The 20,283-nt window shown below is 38.3% G+C and carries 16 protein-coding genes; 12 read left to right on the top strand and 4 right to left on the bottom strand.

Annotation, left to right across the window (positions count from 1 at the left end):
* Positions 1–173: 173 nt before the first annotated feature.
* From JBW_RS23245 to JBW_RS23230, 4 genes are read left to right on the top strand one after another with little or no spacing between them, the layout of a single operon-like run.
* Positions 174–422, top strand: coding sequence for a hypothetical protein (locus JBW_RS23245; protein ID WP_007954825.1), 249 nt, complete (start codon positions 174–176; stop codon positions 420–422).
* The gene (locus tag JBW_RS23240; RefSeq protein WP_007954827.1) at positions 422–778 is read left to right on the top strand and encodes a hypothetical protein; all 357 of its coding nucleotides are present in this window, start codon (positions 422–424) and stop codon (positions 776–778) included. Before JBW_RS23245 ends, JBW_RS23240 begins: the two co-directional genes overlap by 1 nt.
* Entirely contained in the window at positions 771–1,334 is a 564-nt protein-coding gene (locus tag JBW_RS23235) for an N-acetylmuramoyl-L-alanine amidase family protein (RefSeq protein ID WP_007954828.1), read from the top strand. Before JBW_RS23240 ends, JBW_RS23235 begins: the two co-directional genes overlap by 8 nt.
* The gene (locus JBW_RS23230; RefSeq protein ID WP_007954830.1) at positions 1,331–1,981 is read left to right on the top strand and encodes a hypothetical protein; all 651 of its coding nucleotides are present in this window, start codon (positions 1,331–1,333) and stop codon (positions 1,979–1,981) included. Before JBW_RS23235 ends, JBW_RS23230 begins: the two co-directional genes overlap by 4 nt.
* A gap of 498 nt (positions 1,982–2,479) precedes the next feature.
* Here the strand turns inward: JBW_RS23230 and JBW_RS23225 are convergent, their stop codons facing one another.
* Complete coding sequence (locus JBW_RS23225; RefSeq protein ID WP_007954832.1) at positions 2,480–2,821, bottom strand: L,D-transpeptidase; 342 nt, start codon at positions 2,819–2,821, stop codon at positions 2,480–2,482.
* Positions 2,822–3,126: 305 nt separating this feature from the next.
* On the opposite strand from JBW_RS23225, the gene JBW_RS23220 reads away from it, so the two are divergent.
* Positions 3,127–3,771: a hypothetical protein gene (locus tag JBW_RS23220; protein WP_007954834.1), complete on the top strand. Its 645-nt coding sequence runs from the start codon at positions 3,127–3,129 to the stop codon at positions 3,769–3,771.
* 247 nt (positions 3,772–4,018) lie between these two features.
* Positions 4,019–5,215: a multidrug efflux MFS transporter gene (locus JBW_RS23215; protein ID WP_007954836.1), complete on the top strand. Its 1,197-nt coding sequence runs from the start codon at positions 4,019–4,021 to the stop codon at positions 5,213–5,215.
* 137 nt (positions 5,216–5,352) lie between these two features.
* Here the strand turns inward: JBW_RS23215 and JBW_RS23210 are convergent, their stop codons facing one another.
* Together JBW_RS23210 and JBW_RS23205 are read right to left on the bottom strand one after the other, a co-directional pair.
* Positions 5,353–7,131 (bottom strand): PAS domain-containing protein, encoded by a 1,779-nt coding sequence (locus tag JBW_RS23210; RefSeq protein WP_007954838.1) that lies wholly within the window; start codon positions 7,129–7,131, stop codon positions 5,353–5,355.
* Between the two features lie 351 nt (positions 7,132–7,482).
* Positions 7,483–11,292 carry a carbamoyltransferase C-terminal domain-containing protein gene (locus tag JBW_RS23205; protein ID WP_007954844.1) on the bottom strand — a complete coding sequence of 1,270 codons (3,810 nt, stop codon included), beginning with the start codon at positions 11,290–11,292 and terminating at the stop codon, positions 7,483–7,485.
* Positions 11,293–12,299: 1,007 nt separating this feature from the next.
* On the opposite strand from JBW_RS23205, the gene JBW_RS23200 reads away from it, so the two are divergent.
* Together JBW_RS23200 and JBW_RS23195 are read left to right on the top strand one after the other, a co-directional pair.
* Positions 12,300–12,773, top strand: a complete 474-nt coding sequence (locus JBW_RS23200; RefSeq protein ID WP_007954845.1) for a MarR family winged helix-turn-helix transcriptional regulator — start codon at positions 12,300–12,302, stop codon at positions 12,771–12,773.
* Positions 12,774–12,788: 15 nt separating this feature from the next.
* The gene (locus JBW_RS23195) at positions 12,789–14,015 is read left to right on the top strand and encodes an MFS transporter (protein WP_007954846.1); all 1,227 of its coding nucleotides are present in this window, start codon (positions 12,789–12,791) and stop codon (positions 14,013–14,015) included.
* Positions 14,016–14,058: 43 nt separating this feature from the next.
* On the opposite strand, the gene JBW_RS23190 is transcribed toward JBW_RS23195, so the two are convergent.
* On the bottom strand, positions 14,059–14,592 hold the full coding sequence (locus tag JBW_RS23190; protein WP_007954847.1) for a hypothetical protein: 534 nt from the start codon (positions 14,590–14,592) through the stop codon (positions 14,059–14,061).
* A gap of 476 nt (positions 14,593–15,068) precedes the next feature.
* On the opposite strand from JBW_RS23190, the gene JBW_RS23185 reads away from it, so the two are divergent.
* The 4 genes from JBW_RS23185 (at position 15,069) to JBW_RS23170 (ending at position 20,274) form a co-directional block, all read left to right on the top strand.
* A complete protein-coding gene (locus JBW_RS23185; RefSeq protein ID WP_007954848.1) occupies positions 15,069–16,511 on the top strand; it encodes a sensor histidine kinase in 1,443 nt (480 codons plus the stop codon).
* Positions 16,508–17,080, top strand: a complete 573-nt coding sequence (locus JBW_RS23180; protein ID WP_007954850.1) for an ANTAR domain-containing response regulator — start codon at positions 16,508–16,510, stop codon at positions 17,078–17,080. Before JBW_RS23185 ends, JBW_RS23180 begins: the two co-directional genes overlap by 4 nt.
* A 321-nt stretch (positions 17,081–17,401) precedes the next feature.
* Positions 17,402–18,790 carry an ethanolamine permease gene (gene eat, locus JBW_RS23175; protein WP_007954852.1) on the top strand — a complete coding sequence of 463 codons (1,389 nt, stop codon included), beginning with the start codon at positions 17,402–17,404 and terminating at the stop codon, positions 18,788–18,790.
* An 83-nt stretch (positions 18,791–18,873) separates the two neighbouring features.
* Positions 18,874–20,274, top strand: a complete 1,401-nt coding sequence (locus tag JBW_RS23170) for an ethanolamine ammonia-lyase reactivating factor EutA (RefSeq protein ID WP_052697345.1) — start codon at positions 18,874–18,876, stop codon at positions 20,272–20,274.
* The last annotated feature ends 9 nt before the right edge of the window (positions 20,275–20,283 follow it).

The raw sequence follows: 20,283 nt of genomic DNA, 5'->3' as shown, positions 1-20,283 counted from the left end.
AAATTTGGTTAAAGATGAACGAAAATAACTGCCAGCTAAAAAACTTGACGAAATTTAGCTGGTTTTTATACCTACCTCAATCTGGCTGTAATTGTACGGATAAAGAGAGAGGGGTTTAATTTAGTTTAAGTCTGGAATGTAGATAAATAAGAATTGATTTTGGGGGTGGGACATTGGAATTAAATCTTAGCAATACGGTACAGCTCATTACAATCATTAGTTTTACAGCAGGGTTAGTAAAATATTTAATCGTTAAGCCTTTGCAAACTGCAATAACAGCGCTAAAAGAGGCAATTACCGAAATGAAAGATATGCTTTTTCGGTTAGATCAAGATCAAAAAGGAATTGATAAAAGGCTTGTTGCTGTGGAAGAAGCGGCAAAATCGGCCCATAAAAGATTAGATGGAATGGGGGTACATTAATGATGATACCAACAAGTGAATTACAAATCATTTATGTAGCTGCTGGCATACTGGTGGCGGCTAATGTTTTGGCTATTGGGTTATTCGTGATGTTTGCGAAACTTCGGGATGGACGGCTAAAAGAATCGATTCGAAATATTATCTTTGAGCTCGATCGATTTGCCGACAGTATGGAAAACACCGATAAGCGAAGATCTGCAATCCAGCAGATAAATGATATTTTAGGATGGAGAAAATTTATTATCCCTGGCGCGCTGATTGGTTGGGCAATTGACGCAGAAGTGGCGGTAATAAGAAAGATGCAAAAGGCAACAAATACACCAAATTTACATGGGGAGGACAAAATTAATGAATAAAATATTTATTAATCCTGGACATGCACCAGGGGGATATCCTGATCCAGGAGCCGTTGGACCATCTGGATTGCGCGAATCGGACGTTGCTGTCGATGTGGGTGCCATGGTCTCAGTTTATTTAAGGTCGGCTGGCTGCGATGTTATAGTATATCAGTCGGACAGTTTGCAAGATATTTGCGATCGAGCCAATGCCTGGGGAGCAGATGCAGTAGTAAGTATCCATTGTAATTCCTTTTCTGCTCCTTCAGCCACTGGCATGGAGATCTGGACCAGCAGAGGACAAACAAGAGCTGATAGTTTGTCCACTTATATTATGGCGCAAATGGCTGGGGAATTTCCCACGTTGCCAGTCCGTGGTGATTGGTCAGATGGTGATGTGGATAAAGAGGCAGGATTGTATGTTCTTAATAATACGGTTGCGCCAGCAGTATTGGTTGAGCTTGCATTCATATCCAATCCAAAGGAAGAGGCTATTTTAGCAAGTGATGAAGGTAAGCGTATGTTTGCGGCAGCAATTGCTAGGGGCATAACGGATTGGCAGGTGAGTGCGAAATGAGTGAGGAAGAACTTTTAAGCCTTGTTAACTCCAAACTTGGCACAGGAAAATATACACTTAGAACTCTCATAATCGTTGCTGCAATCTCTTTAATTATAGGCATCGTTACAGGATTGGCCATAGGGCATGTCTTGGGAGAAAGTGATAGACAAGCTTTGGCAGTCGAAAAAAATAAGCCTCCTACCATTAAGGAGACAGTCAAGACGGTTACAGATACAAAATTGCAATATGTGCCAGGGCAAACGGTCTATTTGCCAGGTGAAGTTAAAGAAGTCTTAGTAGAGCCAGTTGATAAAAATACAAATGGTGCTATCCCTGCAAAGTTAGATGGTAAATTTGATATTGGCAAAGCAAATTTTATTTACATGGTAAATGGCAAGGTTGGTAAGTTTGATAAGGCGAATGACGAACAATTTGTATTTGATAAAAATATGATCGATTTAAAGCAGACCAGCACAATCACAATTAAAGCTGAGATTCCGACTATTGATTTGACAAGGCACAACGTGATCACAGTCGGTGCGATGTTCACAGAAGGTAAGATTGAACCTGCTGCTGGCTACACTGGCAGTATCGGTAAAGTTGGTGCTTATCAACTGGCAAGCAGTCAGTCGGCTGCTTATGTTGGTGCCGGATTTAAATTTTAAAACGTACCTGGGACAGCTGCAGTAGGAGTCATGTGGCTCTATATTATTTTTTTGCGAAGGTTCTAATTTGAATATAATAAGCGTATGATACATCATTGAGCGCCCTTGCGTTAACAAGGGCGCTCGGCTAGAATAATGGGAGCGATCAGGTGAACAATTCGGCAATAATGCGCAGCAAGACTAGTAGTAGCCAGTCTGAGACGTTAAAGTTGAAGCGTTTCGTCTCAAGACGCATTAGAGTCACCTCCCATATTCGGTTTAGGGGCAGAGGCCGAAACTCTGCCCTTATAAAATATATGCGCTGTTATAGAAGTTTAGAACCGAAAAATGTTAAAAAAATCCAGAAGACAAGTTTGGTGGTTCATTGCGAAAAAGAAGAGAATCTTAATAGCAATTATAAAGAATGATTATGATGAAAATAAGCATGCAGAGATGATAACAATCTTGCATGCTTATTTTTACTATTTATTTTTTAATTATGAACAGTTTTCCATATGACTATGGTATCATAATTACTGGTGTGCCAATTTCGACGTTTTCAAATAACTCTTCAATATCCTGATTATACATTCGAACACAGCCGCCAGAGACATAGCCTTCTACCGGACCATTCCATGAGCCATGCAGGCATGTTTTATCAGACGATAGGACCAACCTTCGGGAGCCAAGGTCTACATCAGCTATCTTTTCAAATATCAACTTTTCGATAATCTGATAATTTCCTGGTGGGGTAGGTGTATCAGCTTTACCAATACCTACGGAATATTCTTTGATTAACGTATCATCTTCATAATAAGAAGTACGAAAAGTGGTAAGATTTACGGCAATGTGCTTTTTCATTGGTTGCTCATCTCCTTCAAAATTATTCTATGCAAGATTACATTTTTGGTTCAAAAAGATATAAATCATCGCGATCTAAATAATTTTCATTATTATGCTTTAGAGCGAGCTATTGTGTTATTGTGAATATCGAGAGCCTCAAATCATTTTCCAAGGTGTAACATGTAGAATAAAGATTACTTTAGAAATCTGCCTGTCCATGGCAGCTCGATTGTAGATACGAGTCTTAGAGTAGAGGCAGTAGTATGAAAGGCTGACTGCCTATGAATGTATATCTTATACTTTGTTAGAGGAGAGGGTGTCTAATGCCAACCCCAAAAAAACAACTAATTACATGGCGATTGTTCCCGTCAACTGGGGTATCTGTACTATTGGCAGTGCTGCTGTTTCCAATTGGTTTTTATCTTCCAGGGTGGTGGGGCTGGGAAAATGGTCCGATAGAAAACACGCAAGTGGTTATCCTGATTGTCGGAGCAATAGTATCCTGGTTGGCGGCACGTCGTAATTGTGATGATAGACAAATTCGTAACCTGTGGCTGTGGTCGATACCTGTCTGGCTGCTCATGGCGGGGCGCGAACTAAGTTGGGGGCGGGTATTTTTTGATCCAGTCAGCACTGGACCAGAGGGGCCTATATTTCCTTCCATTCGTGCAGTGTGGTATGGTCAATACGTCTATCCAGTTCTCACTCTTATTATCATTACTACGCTGATCGGTCTATGGCGTAATTTTAACTGGGGTAATATGAAACAAAAACTGTGTATATCGGCTGTTGATGGAATTCTATTAATTCTAGCTGCCATAGCTTCACAGCTTATCTTTGAAAGAAATTTAATCTTGATACTACAGCCGTATTCGCAGGTGCTGGAAGAATGGTCTGAACTTATGGTTTATTGGTGTATGGTCAGCATGGTACTCGTTATTGGTTTTAAAAAAGAAAATCTCAGGTAAAATAAAATTCGAATCTTTCCACCCGATCAGTAGATTAAAGCCTTCTGGCGTTTCGCCAGAAGGCTTTATTAGATTTAGAACCGTCTATAAGGCTGGAATTAAGTTATCCACAAACATTCACACCTTATACACAGGGTTATCCACAATAGTGATCTTTTTGTGAAGGAAACCTGGGAATTTAATTGAATAGAGAAGAGTAGACTAAAAGTAGTCTTTAAAATAGAATGTAGAATAACGCAGGTGCTTTATGGAGATTTGGAAGAAAAATTTATATGTCTGTTGGTTTGCAGTGTTTATTGTCTCTTCAGGTATGAGTCAGATGGCTCCGTCACTGCCCCTTTATATTGAACATCTCGGTGTCCATGGGGCAGCGTCGATTGCGAAATGGTCGGGAATCGTTTTCGGGAGTAACTTTATAAGTTTGGCGATTTTTGCTCCTATTTGGGGTAAGTTTGCAGACAAGTATGGACGGAAATCTATGATTCTAAGAGCAAGTCTCTGGTTATCTATAATCGTGACTTGTATGGGGTTTGTGGATAATGTGTATCAGCTAACGGGTTTGCGGATTTTTCAAGGAGCCCTTTCTGGTTTTCAATCGGCAGTCATTACATTAGTTGCGACGCAAACACCAAATGAACAAGTTGGATGGGCAATGGGCATCCTTTTTAGCGGGCAAGTCGGAGGTACCTTACTTGGTCCTTTATTTGGCGGGTATTTAGCAGAAATAATAGGATTTCGAGCAACCTTTATTGCAATTGGCTGCATGTGTTTTGTTGCTTTTATTGCTTCCTTCCTATTTATTAAAGAAAATAAGATTGTTATAAAGAAGCAGTGCAACCTTAACTTTTGTGAGGTTTGGGAGCTTCTTCCCAATCATAGAATAACGGTGTGTTTGTTCATTACTACCTTGATTATGCAGCTTTCGCTTATGTCCATACAGCCGATTATTACTGTCTACATTGCTCAATTATCTTCAGGTACGAATCATATTGCTCTTATTTCAGGTGCGGTTTTTGCTGCTTCAGGTCTGGCAAGTATAATCTCGGCTCCTCGGCTTGGGAAAATTTCAGATCGAATTGGACCGCAAAAAGTGCTATTAGCAGCATTGGTTGTAGCGGGGGTGTTGTTCGTTCCTCAGGCCTTTGTGGAACATCCTTGGGAGCTGGGAGTACTTCGCTTTTTGCTGGGGCTGGCTACGGCAGGTCTATTACCTTCCATTAACAGTCTTATTGCGCAAAGTACACCACAGTTCATCACAGGCCGAGCTTTGGGCTATAATCAATCCGCGCAATTTTTTGGTGTATTTCTAGGTTCGGTACTAGGTGGACAAATGGCAGGTACGTTTGGTATTCGTTATGTGTTTTTCTTTACGGGGGCATTGTTGCTAGTGAACGGATTTTGGGTTTATTATACGATATACAAAGAAAAGTTTAATGTTTGTTAATCCAATAAAAAAAGGCCCCAATAAGGGACCTTTTTTTTTTGGATTAAACAAAGAGAATCGCTTTAATATTAAAGTCAAGAATCATCTCGAAAAGATATAGTTAACAATCCAATATAGTTATCCGAACAAAAGTTGTTTTACCTTGCGTCTAATGCATTAAAAGTAATTATGAATCGGGTTCCCTTACCTTCTTCCGATTGTACCTCTATAATTCCGCTGTGGCGTCGTACAATTCCTGCACAAACAGAAAGCCCTAGCCCAGTACCGCTTTCCTTTGTTGTGAAGAATGGATCAAATATTTTTTCCTGATTCTCTTTACAAATCCCGCATCCGCAATCTGCAACACATAAGGAAACCGTATCACCTTCAAGGATACTTTCAATAATTAGCGTTCCCTGCTGGCCCATAGCTTCGATGCCGTTTCTTACAAGATTTAAGAGCAACTGTTTAATTTCTTTTTCATTCAATAAGAGGTGAGGTAATCCTTCTGCTAGATTTACTTTCAACTCAATATCTCGCTCCGTTGCGTTAGTTGCTATAAGTGGAATAATTCCTTTTATGATAGCATTTAAGTCTTGCTTTTTGTTCTCTACCAGCTTATTTTTTGCCAAAGAGAGGAAATCAGTAATAATTTGCTCAATTCGTTCTAATTCGCATAAAACAAGACAAAACTGCTCGACCATACTGTCTGAAACATTTTTACTAAGGAATTGCAGATAGCCTTTAATAACTGTCATAGGATTTCTGATTTCATGGGCTACTCCAGCCGCCATTTCTCCTACCAGATTTAAGCGGTCAAGTTTTGTCATGTCTTCCTTGAGTTTTTCATATTCGGTAATATCATGGATGATTGTCATGGCACCAATAATGGTATTCTCGTAATTACGAAGCGGAATTGCATTCAGTAAATAACAAGTTCCATATGTGTTCTTTAGATAATAATCCAAAGTTTCTATTCCTTTTAACGCTTGATTACAAGGTGAGTGCTCCCAATCTAATCCTAGTGCTTCTAAAAGATATCGCCCTGACTTACCTAGAAATTCTTCTTTTTTGAAATTTGATATACGTTCACGATGGGCTTTGTTTAATGCGATAACATTACCTTTGTTATCATACAAAACAATTCCCAAAGGGCATAACTCAATTAATTGGTTTAGCTTCTTATTTTCGGTTAAATATTGGTTTAAGAGCTGTTGCTGTTTTTCCTGGATTTTTTCCCTAAAATCCTCTTGCTCACTTATTTGATACTTTCTTTCTAATGTAGATAAAAATTCTTGGCTGGTTTCAACTCCAATCAGCGCTTTGGCAATCGCAGATTCAGCGTGTTCAATCCCAGAGTATTCATTGATAAATCTATCTTGTTTATCAATAAGGTCAGATTGGTTAGAGGAAATATCTTTTATAAATTCTTTATTTACAGTAAGTATTCTCCCTTGTTTATCAACTATAAAAATAGCCATTGGGCATGACTCAATTAACTCGCTGATTGTTGTAACTTGATTAGGGAGGGAGATTTCTGATAAATTGCTCTCTGTAGTATCCGTAACATTGCACATAACCGCTTCAATGTCTCCGCTAGGTGTAATAATTGGATTTATCAAATATTCAAAAGAGTGGTGCTGTCCTTCTGCATTAGAAACGCCTATATAATTATCATATACAGCGGCTCCTGTATCGAATACCTCTATTATTTTCTCATCCAATCGCTCAAAATCTTCCGGTGGTAAATTAGTATTAAGGTCCCTCCAACTTTTACCTATCATATCAATTGGCTTTAGACCTAAGTATTTTGCCCCCATTTCACTCACATAAAGAAACTTTAGGTCTTTACTTATAATAGTGATAAATTTAAGTTGCGGTTGAAGTTTAAATTGTTCATCAGTCATGGTTAATTTTTTAATAAGTTGTAGTAACATAAGAAACCTCCAAATATTATACTAATGCAAAATTATATAAGTAACAAAAAAATCTCGACCAACAATACAATCCATTGTTAGAAGCAATTAATTGAAACAAATATTAATTAAGCGCTTCATTTGATAAGCACAGGGCTATGATTAAAAAATGCCTCCAAAACAAAGCATGTAGCTTTCTAAGCGGTGTCTGTATGTTACAAAGTTTCGTGATTATTCTGCTTTCGAAATATACTTGGAAAAACTCATTCTAACATTATTGGAGAAATTTACCGATAATACACCGATTGATAGAAGGTTGTTCACTTTACATCAATCCTGCATTTTTTCTATGAGATATTACGATATTCTATTTTATTGTCTTATATAGGATGTAAGACATGTTGGCGTTGTTTTTGTTTGAAACTCCGTAATGTGGATGTCTCCACATGTTTCTGAACTCATAGAATGACTTAAAGTAGCGGCAACTTCGTTGCACTCATAGGAATCGAAATATTTCTGGTGCTGCTGTTTAAATTTAACTTTAACTAGACCCTTATAGATTAGGTCAACAACATAATCTTTAAAAGCAAGTTCTTCTAGCACTAGTTCTTCTTCGGCGATCCTTTCCAAAACTTTATATACCTTTTCATCTATTAAATATTCACTATAAAATTGATTTTTGGAATATAAATAGAACTTCTTATCATTATTATTACTAAACGAGTAGTCAATTTTTACATGTAGTTCATCAGATAGAAATAGATATAAATTTTCCCACTCCACTGAGTGCAGCATATTAATTTGTTCGAAATATTCGGCTACCTTCTTATTAATCCCTTGGGTAGGATTATAAATGGATTTTGAATAAAAACTATTGCCTCCTTTTTTGATTAAAATGTATCCAAAGTTTACTGACGATATACTTGAGCAATTAAAATTCTGTATCCACATATCCAGTTCAGCATTGTATTGCTCAATTGTCTGTTCAAAAGGGTAATGGCAATGGGGTATGGAAAATAAAACATCATTTCTGTCAGCGGTAGTCAGTATTAGCTTATCTGCCTTTGTTTCTCCCCACCATTGGTTCAATTTCTCCTCATATTGGTGAACATTCACTAAATCAGTAACAATAAAAAGACTTCCTGCATCGCTCAGGTGTAAATCAGCATTTTTGATAATTACTTCTAATAACTTTTCGCCATTATTGCCTCCATCTCTAAAGTCTAAGTTATTATCGGGACTTGGAACAAAAGGTGGATTAGCTAAAATAGTATCAAACTTTTCATTACCGATAGGTACGTAAAGATTACCCTCAACAAATTTTATATTTGATATTCCATTTAGTTGTGCATTAAATCTGGCAAAACGTATAGCCCGCGGATTGATGTCTATCCCAACGACTTTCTTTGAGTAGCAGCTGGCTGTAATTGCCTGGATGCCGGAACCTGTACATAGATCAAGTGTATTTTTGGATAAATACTTCGGTACCGTATGTACCAAACCTAAACTGTCCATCCCAATATACATAACCGGATTTTCTTGGATATTGTCTTCTTCATAAATCATATATCGATGGTCGGTAGCAATCAAAAACTTATTAACACAGTAGATATCAACTCTTGAGGCAAATAGATTGCCCCTTGGAATAATGATTCCCAAGTTGCAAAGATTCTGGAAACAACACTCTCCAAGTATCTCTGTAATTCTTTCTTTTTTTAAAGAATCGCGCAGTAAAAATAATCTGAGCAGGTCTTCTAGCTCTCCTTGACCAAGTTTATGATTGTTATAGTAATGGATATAAGTTGGCTCGATACTTTGAAGGGTTTCAATATCAAGCAATTTACAAATGTTACTTTCTGAATAGCCATGCTTTGTAAGGTTATCATTAAACTGTTTAAGCGTATTGTATAAACGGAAGGACTCATCGGTAAACTGTCCCAGAGTACTATCTGAAAGCTTACTATTGGTACTGTCGCTTTCTTTTCTAAGCATCTTATAGGGCAAATTGTATCTTTTGAGCTGTTTTGAAGCCCACTCTAATTTTTCCCAAAACGCCTTTTCAGATAAGTTTAACTCTAATCTCAATTCCTCAAGCTCGGCTTCTGTGCCTTTATAGCAAAGCATTATTAGGCGTACTTCTTCATATGTATAATATTTTGAAGGAATTAGGTCAGTTAAATCTCTTATTTCTGACATTCCCAGTGGATCCAATAAAAGTATCAGATCTTTACCTAATTGTGCTGAAAAATGGTTGCCAAGTGGATTCTTAGCAAAAAGAACAGATGTTTCTTTATACATTGCGCCTTGGGAAGAAATCTTTTTTAATTCATTTGTTGTCCAAAATGAGTTCTCCGTATTGCCATAAAAAATAGCTTCATCTAACTTCTTCATTAAGTCAGTAACATCGATTCTTTTTTCTGCTAAACCATGAGGATAATCAGGTTCCTGCAATTGGAGCAAGTGCTCTTCATAACTTAATACAGGTGAATGTCTTTTCCTTATCCAATAATCTTCAAGACTAAGAAAATCGATGTCAGTTGAAAGGAATGTGCTGATGGCTTCTTCTGGTGTTTCAATAATTGGCTGACCGGCTATATTGAAGCTTGTATTTAAAATAACAGGACATCCTTCTCTTTCTTTAACCATGTTGTAACACAAATCATAAAAAAAGGTGTTCTGCTCCGACGTAACTGTTTGAACTCTCCCTGTACCATCATAATGAGTAACAGAAGGAATTTGATCATGGTATTCTTTTTTGATATTAGAAACTAAAAGCATGAATGGGCATGCTATAGCTTGTTCAAATATTGTAGATATTTCTTCCAAAGGTATGACTGGTGCAAATGGTCTAAAGGCTTCTCTGAATTTGACTCTATAATTTACGATGTCTTTCATTTTTTTAAAAGTTGGATCAGCAATGATAGATCGATGGCCTAAAGCTCTGGGGCCAAATTCTGATCCGCCTTCAAACCTTGCAATGATATTTCCTTTTGACATATGAGCAGCGCAGGTTGAAACCATTTCTTGATAAGAAAGCTTTTCTATAATGATTTCATTTGCGAACTTATGAAGAGCTGATTCAATTTCATCTTCAGTATAATCTCTACCAAGGTCTGCTTTCTCTAGTTTGGGGCGAAGGTTACCCCTTTCAATGTTATGATATGCCCAAAGCGCATTCCCAGCAGCGATACCTGCGTCTCCAGCTGCAGGGAAAACAAAGATATCTTCCAGATTAAGTTGCGTTAAAAGTTTATAATTGACAACTGAATTTAAAGCCACTCCTCCTGCGCAGCAAAGCTTTTTGCAGTTCGTTTGCTCAATTGCAAGTTCAACGATATGTAACAATGCCTTTTCCAATTCTGATTGAATTTTATATGCCAAATCTACAATATATGGTCTAAGGTAAGCTTTTCCTTTACCATCATCATATAATTTTTTTAGTGCTTCCACCTCCAGAAACAAGTCATAGGCAGAAATATCGATACTGTAACTTTCCGGTTTAGTATGCAGCCACTCACGCCATTGATCACAATAAGTTCCATAGGGAGCCAATCCCATAAGTTTTCCTGCTTCTGGTATTGCCAGGTTTTTCCCAATGGTAGTTGAAAAACCAGCCAATTTTGTAATGAATTCATAAATAAATCCGAGAGTGGAAAGTGATGCCAAATAAGCTTTTACCTTTTCACTATGCAACAATTGTATCTCGGTTCCTTTTGCAATGTACAAGCTGTATGATTCTGTAAGCCCCTCTTTGTCTGTACTGCCTGAAGCATCGACAACAAGAATAATTGCTTCATCAAAGCCCGATGGCCAGTAAGCTGTATACGCATGAGATAAATGATGGCTTGGAATCGTACAAATTTTATCCGATAATTCCCTTGGGAAGATTCTTTGTAAGATATCTTCTGAGTAGTCTATCCCCGGCATATTTGCCGTAATACTGGAAAGATCATTTATTCCAATATTGTATTTTCGTAGACAATATTGAATCGCTTCATGAGGAATCTGAATGCTTTTACAATCTCCCAATGTTTGGTGCAAAAAACCTATACTGTTTTTTGTCCTATCCAATCGTTCTTGCTGTATTGCGATTTCGATTTTCCCATTTCTTACGAGTGCTGCTGAACGGTCATGTCCGAGGTTAATTCCTAAATGATACATTGGCTCATTTGAAGTCGCCATAAATCATCCCTCCCAGTAAATTTTACCAGTTTGTCGCCAATAAATTGACCAACGCCTGCCGCTTGGTATTACGGTATACTTTCTCAGAGAGAGGGGCATGCAAGCTCACAGGCAGAATAAGAAAGATTATCATTTTCATAAGCTGTAGGGAAATCGAGTTTCTGATAATCTTCCCCAAAAAAATAAAGCTATTATAAAGTAGATATTGAGTATAAAAATGTAATTAAAGGGTTTTATTGTAAAAATTCGTCGGAGTTCTTGTTTTTCCTTCAAAAAAACTGATAAAAGTAAATTTGTTTTGCAACAATGATTTACCAAATGATACAGATGTAAGTAATTAAGTGAAATGGTCCAGGTGTTGCTCTATTTTCGTCACAATTTTGTCACATATTTATTTTAAAATGTAAAGCGGCAGATCGGTATAGAAGCGGCAGATAAATCCACTACCGCTAGCATCCATGTCTATATCGCTCTGTTTTGTCGTTTATAAAATTAACAAGATGCTAACAATATTATTGATGATTGTGTAGTATAATAAATCCAATAGCAGATGCTATTTTAGTAATCTTTAAATAAGGAGGTGTTGAACTTGCTGGTTCATACCCAATGTGGATGTAGTATTATTCTTAGCCCTCAAGGCAGGGGGAAATGCCCCAATTGCGGCAAAAAAGTTAAAGTGCAAATATCTAATAAGTAAAAGAACCGTCTATCTTCCGGGTAGGTGGTTTTTTTATTTTAATAATCGCGGTTGGGTTATGTTTTAATAGAGCGCTTGGAATCTCTCAACCGGAGGACATCTTTGAACGCAGTATGAGATTACTGCTATTTGACATTTTAACAGCTGCTCGGTTTTCCTCATCGTGTGCAGTTGAAAATAGTTCTTCAGTAAAAATAGAAAATCGCTATTATTTCATTGCTGATCTAATTGACAAATGAATCAGCGAAATATATAATTGAAAAATAGTTAACCAGTTAACTAATTGAGTATAATAAAAAGGGTGAGAAAGATGGAAAACTCTGAATTACTATTACATCAACTCTTTCAAACGGTTCGTATTATTGCCAAGGGTCTAAATAAAAGCTTAGAGCCTCACGGGATCTATGGTTCCGAATGGTCGATTATTACAACGCTAAATGAAAAGGGATCAATGACCCAGGGAGCGTTAGCAAACTACTTAAATATTGAACCGCCTGCAGTGTCTAAAAGTTTGGTCAAATTAGAGCAAAAGGGGTTAATCATGAGGATACCAGGCGCTGATAAAAGGGAAAAAAAAGTTACGTTAAGTCAAGAAGCATTGGATCAATGCCTTTTCTGGAGAGAAATCGTAGGGCATCATAGAAATGCCATTTTAAATAATCTATCTGAGGAAAAGCAGAGAGAATTAACAATGCTGCTAAAGACTATTTTTCAAAATGCACAACAATATGAGAATAAAATTACATGTGAATCCAAAAAATTAACCAAGGAAAAACACGATTGATATGGAGGCCATACGATGGAAATAAAAAAAGTCAAAAGTCATAGTACTACAACACTATGGTCTAAAAATTTTCTGCTACTCCTATTTGGAAACTTATTCATTTATCAAGGCATTTTAATGCTAATCCCAACCTTTCCGTTATATATTAAACAAATTGGCGGAAATGATTTGGAAGCTAGTCTGCCTTTTGCCGTCATCTCGATTTCTGCTCTAATTGTTCGTTCCATTAGCGGTACTGCAGCAGATACATTTGGAAGAAGACCACTGCTGATAGTCGGTATGTGCATCCTTATTGTCTTTAACTGCTCTTTTTTTGTAGCTTCAGGAATTGGCATCATACTGGTGTTACGATTTTGTCAAGGAATCGGTTGGGGGATGACATCAACAGTGCTGGCAACGATTATGTCGGATATTGTATCTCCTAAGCAGCGGGGAGAAGGTACAGGATATTTCGCTTTATCGATTATTCTGGGTACCTCTTTTGCAACAGTGCTTGGAATAGAGGTGATGAAGCGTTATAATTTTGATGTCATTTTACTGATCTCTACCATTTTAGTTGGGGGTGGAATGTTATTAACGCAAGGTATATCAATGGATTCTGCAAAAAAAAGGCTTAAGCCGAAACGTATTAAAAAAGGAATCCGTTGGAGTGATTTATTTGAGAAAAGTGCATTGCTGCCTGCTTTTCTATGTTTCTTGCATTCAATAACCTTTGGTGGAATTATGAGCTTCATTATGCTGTTTGGTCAGGAAACCGGCATCCAGAATGTCGGAATCTATTTTGTTGGACATGTTTCAATGATTTTAATCAGCCGCCCATTCGCCGGGAAATTATTTGACCGAAAAGGTCATGCCTTCGTAATAGTGCCAGGAATAGTGCTTATGATCGCTGGCCTCTTGATGCTGTCTTATTCAACTACGACTTACATGTTAATTGCATCTTCGCTATTCTATGGGTTAGGATATGGGGCGGCTCATCCTTCACTGCAAGCCTGGGCGATTGCGCGATCACCTGTGGAACGTAAAGGAGCTGCCAACGGCACATTTTTATCTTCTTTGGATTTGGGATATTCAGTTGGTGCCGTACTATTAGGCCTGATTGCCACCCATACGAATTATGCTGCTATGTATCGAATCTCTATTTTATTCTTAGTAGCGTTTGCAGTAATATATGGATATCACCTCATTAGAACTAAACAGGAAAATTTAGGAAAAAATGAATATAGTGAAAAACTTGCATGATGAATATGACATTGTAGTTGTGCTTCATATGTGAGGTGGAAATTTATTCTTCTTCGTTATCATCTCTAAGAGGCTTGCTGGCAGCAGGCTGTACATTAGATGATTGATTTACATTCAACCTTTTGAACGGGCTTGCTTCACCTTCTTGCCAAAGCTGATAGCAATATAAAAGGGTGGCGTGTCCAAGCGACATAAGAAACATTTGGAGGGGAGTTATATTATACAATTCTAAAATACCCCGCCTGACAAACCAATTATCTAATGGGATGATGAGAATGAGATCAATACATGCATTTGTGGCAAGAAACAGCCAAAAGCGTTTATAACTAAATTTGAAGATCCAAAGAATACCAACAAGGAAAGAGCCATAAATAAATATCGGCATATTTACAAATGGAAAGACAGTTTCCTTAGTTGACCACCAATGTAAAGTAATTCCTGCCTCTATTACAATGGTTGATACTAGTGCGCCCAATAATGCAACAGGCATATAGCGTTTAAGGTCTTCTTTCTTTAGAAAAATGACAGATAGCCAAGAAATTATGAAACTTGCCCACAGTAATGTTTGATTACTCATATGAATCCCCCTAAGATTAGTTTATTTTTAAGTCTTGGTCTGTTTCACGATAAATATACGTCAATAAGCAAGCTGATATATCTTACGATCGCTAACAAGTCTAATGCATAACTTTTAATAGATCTTACATAAGACCAGCCGTCTATCTAATTAAAGATCGACGGCTGGTCTTGCGTGGACTACTATATTCTTATCTAACCAAGAATGGAATATCGCTGGCAATCCGCATCATGTTTTCTGCATGGCATTCATTTTCTTGTTTCTGATCGTATAAAAAATAAACAAAGTCTATGACTTTGCAGGAATTTTATAATCGGATGGTAAATAAATGAGAGGATAGTAAAAAAGGAAATCAAATCAAAGTGAGCGACGCAATAAGGCAATGGAGCCTATTATAATCATTGGTAAGAACTAATGATTATAATAGGCTTTTTTATATTATTTTGGCTATTGCAATTTAAGCCGGAGGTCTTTTTATGGTAGAAATAGAGCATTCCATCCGGGATTTGTGCTTAGCACATACGGATCTAATGATGCCCGATATTATAATTCTAGAGAATATGGTAAATCAGCTTCCTGTGATTGCCACATTAACGGGCACGGATATTTTTATTGATGCTTTGACAGTGAATCAAGAAGATGCAATTGTTTTGGCATGGGCGAGCTCGCCGAATTCGCCATCTTTGTATCGTAATAGCGTAGTAGGTGAATTGGCCTATGCCGCGTGTGAGCCAGCTGTCTATCAAGCTTTTTCAACGGGGCAAAGTTTTTACAATATCCGCGGTGTGAGCCAAGAGGGGGTACCTATTGCTCAAACCGTAGTTCCTCTAACGAATGATAATGGTCAAGTTATTGGTGTTTTAATCATGGAAAAGGATATTTCCAAGGAAATTCGCCAGGAACAGCAGGTTCAATTATTGAGCCAAACAGCAGAGCACTTAAGCCATACGTTAATGTCTTTACGAGTTACGGGATATGGTTGGGAAGAGTGGCTTGGTAATGGTGTTTTCATCTTGAATGATAAGGGAAAGATTGTATACGCCAATAAGCAGGCAATGTGCATTTCCACGAGCTTATATGAAGGAGATACACTGGATGGCAATCTAATGCTATTGTTATCTTTTGCGTCTCTTCCAGAAATGGTGGAGGGTTTAAAGAATCCCAGGAATTACGAGTTTGACAATGCAAGCTATCTTTTTCAAGCCCATCCGTTGTTGACAGGGGGAGAGTTTAACGGCTGTGTACTATCCTTTCAAGACGTGACAGAGTTACGTCAAAAAGAACGTCAGCTGGGAATGCAAAGTATTATTATCCAGGAAATTAACCATCGGGTCAAAAACACACTGCAAAATGTAATTTCCTTATTGCGCCTGCAAATGCGTCGCTCAAAATGGAAAGCTGTGCGGCGGGAGTTTACCGCGACTATTAATCGGATATTATCCATTGCCAAAGTGTATGAGATTTTTACCTATCAATATCGTGATCTTGTCAATTTGCATGACTTGGCAGAGTATATCGTAGAGCAGGTTGTCCAAAGTTACATTTTACCGGACCAGAAGGTAAAAACAATGGTGCAAGGGCAGGCTGTGCTGATTCATGCCAGCCAGGCGGTGCCAGTAGCATTAGTGCTGAATGAACTAGTTGCAAATAGTTTGGAGCATGGTATTAAAACGGATCCTCACGGTGAAATCAGTATAATCGTGAAAGAGTCTGGAGCCACTATCAATGTTGAGGTGAGAGATAGTGGCTGCGGCCTATGGAATCATGCTGCGACAAGCAAGAGTGGTACGCTTGGTTTATACATCGTGAAGCTGCTTATCTTTGAACAATTGGGAGGCACCTTTCAATTCGAGAATTGTGATCAATCCGTAGTTGCTAACATTTCATTCCCAGTGCATAAAAAGGAGGAAACAGGATGAAACCCTTATCAATTCTATTGGTAGAGGATGAAGTATTAATACGGGCTGATATGAGAGAAATGCTGGAGAAGGCTGGTCACATGGTGTGTGCAGAATGCGGTAATGGAGAGCAGGCAGTAAGGTTAGTCAAAGAGAATGCACCGGATTTAGTAATTATGGATATTATGATGCCTGGAATAAGCGGTTTGGAAGTTGCACAATGTATGTATAGTCTCAATATACCAGTCGTCATGGTAACGGCTCATAGTCAGCCCCAGATGCTGCAACGAGCAGAAAGCGTACATGTATATGGTTATGTGGTTAAACCCGTCTCAGAGAAGAATCTCATTGCCACGGTGCAGATTGCATATGCTCGTTGGAAAGACATGTATAGTACGCATCAAGAATTGGATAAAACGAAAGAAAACTTAAAAAAACAAAAATTAATCAGCCAAGCGCGGTCGATCATTCAAGATCGTCTGGGTATTTCTGCTGGAGAGGCTCATAAACGCTTATTGCAGGAAGCCATGCAGCGGCAGACGACTCCTGCCCAAATCGCCCAAATGATTATTGAAAAAATTAAAAAATAAAAACCTTCGCATTTGCAGGACTATTTCTGATTAGGGCGAATAATATAAAACCAAAGATCAAAAGAAATTTTTTCTTCAAAAAGGAATATTGTAGCAATAGCGCTTAATAAAAATGTTAAAATCATTTAACATTTTTATTAAGCGCTTGTTTTTTTGTTACAGTGAGGAGGGGATAGCCTTCGTAGATTAACGGATCTCACTAGTCATAGTAGTCTTATTAACTTAATATCAGGCAACGTCGCCTAATATGATTCTTCTTAGAAAAGAAGGTTGTATTAGGCTTTTATTTTGGCCTGACACATTACGGAGGAGGAAATAGGTATGGAGAGCAGTAGGGTAGAAACGGTCAATGGGGTTATTCAACATAAGAAAGATGGTGAGCGCGCGAACCTTTCTCGCGTATTAAAGCCAATTCATTTATGGGCATTAGCGGTTGGACTTGTTATATCGGGTAATTATTTTGGTTGGAGTTATGGTTTTGCTGTAGGCGGGGTCATGGGTCTTGCTTTGGCGTTAATACCAGTGACAATCTTTTATGTAACATTTATCTTATCGTACTCGGAGCTGGCGACAGCGATTCCTCATGCCGGCGGACCTTCTGCTTATGCCCGGCGTGCTTTAGGAAAGTTTTGGGGATATATGAATGGTGTGAGCTGCTTGATTGAATTTGTATTTGCTCCACCTGCCATTGCTTTGGCAGTAGGCGGCTATATTCACAACATGTTTCCAGGCATTGAGATTATGACAGCAACTGTAGTCGCCTTCTTATTATTCATTTTTATTAATTATTGGGGGATGAAGGTATCTGCTACCTTTGAACTGATTGTAACGATTGTTGCTTTGATTGGTCTGGTGATCTATTGGGGTTTGGCATTACCTCATTTTGAATTGTCCCGGGTTATGGCTGAACCTCTTTTGCCGAATGGTTTTAGTGGTGTCATGGCTGCTGTACCTTTTGCTATTTGGTTCTACTTAGCGATTGAGGGCGGTGCTATGAGTGCAGAAGAAATGGTCAATCCGCAAAAAGACATTTCCATTGGCTTTCTAAGTGGTATGGTAACCTTGATGGTTATGGCATTTCTCACCTTATTCCTTACTGCGGGGATTACGGATGTAAAGTTAATTGATTCTGTTGATTTTCCGCTGCCTTTAGCGTTAAGTTCTGTTTATGGTGAGGGATCCTTTAGTGCCATGCTGATGAACTTCATTGGATTATTTGGTCTGATTGCTTCTCTGCATGGTATCATTGTGGGTTATTCCCGTCAGACCTATGCCATGGCGCGTACTGGGTATCTGCCAAAATTTTTAGCATATGTTGATCCTAAGCATCATACACCGGTATGGGCACTTATCATTCCTGGCATTATAGGCTTGGGAGCCGCATTGACAGGGCTTACAAATGTGGTTATTATCATTGCTGTGTTTGGCTCCGTTGCGATGTATTTAATCAGTTTAGTAAGTTTGTTCGTTTTAAGGGTGAAAGAGCCAGAGCTTAAAAGACCTTTTAAGGTTTCCTATCCAGTGGTGCCGTTGATTAGTTTTCTGATTGCGATCTTTTGTCTTGTTAGTTTGTTCTATGCCTCTAGTGAAGTAGTACCATGGGTGTTAGCTGTTTATGGGTTAGCCATTGTATATTATTATATTTGGGGAAATAAGAATATTCGTCCCTTTGAGGAAGAGTTTGGTGTTCTTGATGAGTTAGATAAATAGGTGAGACTGGGGCATGGGTTTCATGAGATGTCCCAGGATTTCAATTAAATGTATCCATTATAGAAGGTGTGGGTAGACATGGAATGGAAAGAGAATTTTTGAGTGTAGGCATTGATATTGGCACAACAACGACACAGGTTATCTTCAGCCGAATAAAGGTAGAAAATACAGCGACTTCTTTTCTGATTCCTGAAATGAAAATTACCGATAAGAAGATCCTTTATAAAAGTGAGATTCATTTCACCCCATTATTGGCAAGAGACAAGATTCATCTACCGGAATTGAAAGCAATCATTGAATCTGAATATGATAAAGCCGGTATTCAAAAAGATGAAATCGTGACAGGAGCCATTATTATTACGGGTGAAACTGCTCGCAAAAACAATGCCGAGGAAGTACTCCGTATTTTGTCTGACTTTGCTGGCGATTTTGTTGTTGCAACGGCAGGACCGGATTTAGAGTCCATTTTGGCGGGTTATGGGGCGGGAGCTGCTGAAGCATCAAATCATTTTACCGCAAGAGTCGTTAATTTTGATATTGGCGGAGGTACCACCAATGGTGCAATCTTTTGGGAAGGGGAAGTGATTGACTCTTTTGCCTTGGATATCGGTGGAAGGCTGATACAGATTGATCAGCAAGGTGTAATTTGCTATGTTTCCGAAAAGATAACCCCGCTTATTCACTATTTGCAGCTGGAATTGGTTGTTGGGCTAAAGGCTAAGCTGGAAGAAATAAAAGCTCTTACGGATGCTTTTGCTAAGATATTTGTACAAATAAGCAGCAGCGAAGACATCGAAGAAGAGGCTGTGAAATTGTTTATTGGTCACAGTCATAAGGGGCTGAAAGCAGAAAAGATCATGTTTTCGGGTGGCGTTGCTGAATTTATCTACAGCGATTATGAAATAGGCAGTATGAAAGACGTTACCCTATTCGGAGATATCGGTCCTTTATTAGGATACTCCATTCGAAAAATCTTTGAAAAAGATCAACATCGTCTTGTAGAAGCTAGAGAGAAGATACGGGCTACTGTCATAGGGGCAGGTAGTCATTCTATAAAAATCAGCGGCAGCACGATTTTGTTTGATGAGGACCTGCTTCCTCTTAAAAATATTCCTATTATTAAGCTTGCAGAAAATGAGGATATAGAGCATATGTTCAACGGAATTGGTGAGAAAATCAAAAGATATGGCGATATTCCCGTAGCCCTTGCGTTCAAAGGCCCGAAGTCACCATCCTATGGGCAAATAAAAGAGATGGCAAAAGCCATTGCCGCCAATGCGGTGGGTTCCCATCCTGTGATTGTAATTGTTGAGAATGATTTTGCCAAAGCATTGGGGCAAACGGTAATGAATATGCTGAATGCAGGGACGAGGGTAATCTGTATTGATCAAATTAAGGTTGATAATGGTGATTATATTGATATCGGCAAATCCATTGCCAATGTAGTACCTACTATTGTAAAAACGTTAATTTTTAAGCAGTGAAGAAATGAA

The organism is Pelosinus fermentans JBW45, from assembly GCF_000271665.2.
In the GTDB taxonomy this organism is placed as follows: domain Bacteria; phylum Bacillota; class Negativicutes; order DSM-13327; family DSM-13327; genus Pelosinus; species Pelosinus baikalensis.
This window is presented reverse-complemented; position numbering and strand designations above follow the sequence as displayed.

What these genes read in the sequence shown, in the direction of transcription:
- JBW_RS23215 (WP_007954836.1), top strand. Translation starts at nt 4,019, where the DNA reads ATGGAGATTTGGAAGAAAAATTTATATGTCTGTTGGTTTGCAGTGTTT.
- JBW_RS23170 (WP_052697345.1), top strand. Translation starts at nt 18,874, where the DNA reads ATGGAAAGAGAATTTTTGAGTGTAGGCATTGATATTGGCACAACAACG.
- eat (WP_007954852.1), top strand. Translation starts at nt 17,402, where the DNA reads ATGGAGAGCAGTAGGGTAGAAACGGTCAATGGGGTTATTCAACATAAG.
- JBW_RS23235 (WP_007954828.1), top strand. Translation starts at nt 771, where the DNA reads ATGAATAAAATATTTATTAATCCTGGACATGCACCAGGGGGATATCCT.
- JBW_RS23205 (WP_007954844.1), bottom strand. Translation starts at nt 11,292, where the DNA reads ATGGCGACTTCAAATGAGCCAATGTATCATTTAGGAATTAACCTCGGA.
- JBW_RS23240 (WP_007954827.1), top strand. Translation starts at nt 422, where the DNA reads ATGATGATACCAACAAGTGAATTACAAATCATTTATGTAGCTGCTGGC.
- JBW_RS23185 (WP_007954848.1), top strand. Translation starts at nt 15,069, where the DNA reads ATGGTAGAAATAGAGCATTCCATCCGGGATTTGTGCTTAGCACATACG.
- JBW_RS23210 (WP_007954838.1), bottom strand. Translation starts at nt 7,131, where the DNA reads ATGTTACTACAACTTATTAAAAAATTAACCATGACTGATGAACAATTT.
- JBW_RS23180 (WP_007954850.1), top strand. Translation starts at nt 16,508, where the DNA reads ATGAAACCCTTATCAATTCTATTGGTAGAGGATGAAGTATTAATACGG.
- JBW_RS23225 (WP_007954832.1), bottom strand. Translation starts at nt 2,821, where the DNA reads ATGAAAAAGCACATTGCCGTAAATCTTACCACTTTTCGTACTTCTTAT.
- JBW_RS23190 (WP_007954847.1), bottom strand. Translation starts at nt 14,592, where the DNA reads ATGAGTAATCAAACATTACTGTGGGCAAGTTTCATAATTTCTTGGCTA.
- JBW_RS23220 (WP_007954834.1), top strand. Translation starts at nt 3,127, where the DNA reads ATGCCAACCCCAAAAAAACAACTAATTACATGGCGATTGTTCCCGTCA.
- JBW_RS23200 (WP_007954845.1), top strand. Translation starts at nt 12,300, where the DNA reads ATGGAAAACTCTGAATTACTATTACATCAACTCTTTCAAACGGTTCGT.
- JBW_RS23230 (WP_007954830.1), top strand. Translation starts at nt 1,331, where the DNA reads ATGAGTGAGGAAGAACTTTTAAGCCTTGTTAACTCCAAACTTGGCACA.
- JBW_RS23195 (WP_007954846.1), top strand. Translation starts at nt 12,789, where the DNA reads ATGGAAATAAAAAAAGTCAAAAGTCATAGTACTACAACACTATGGTCT.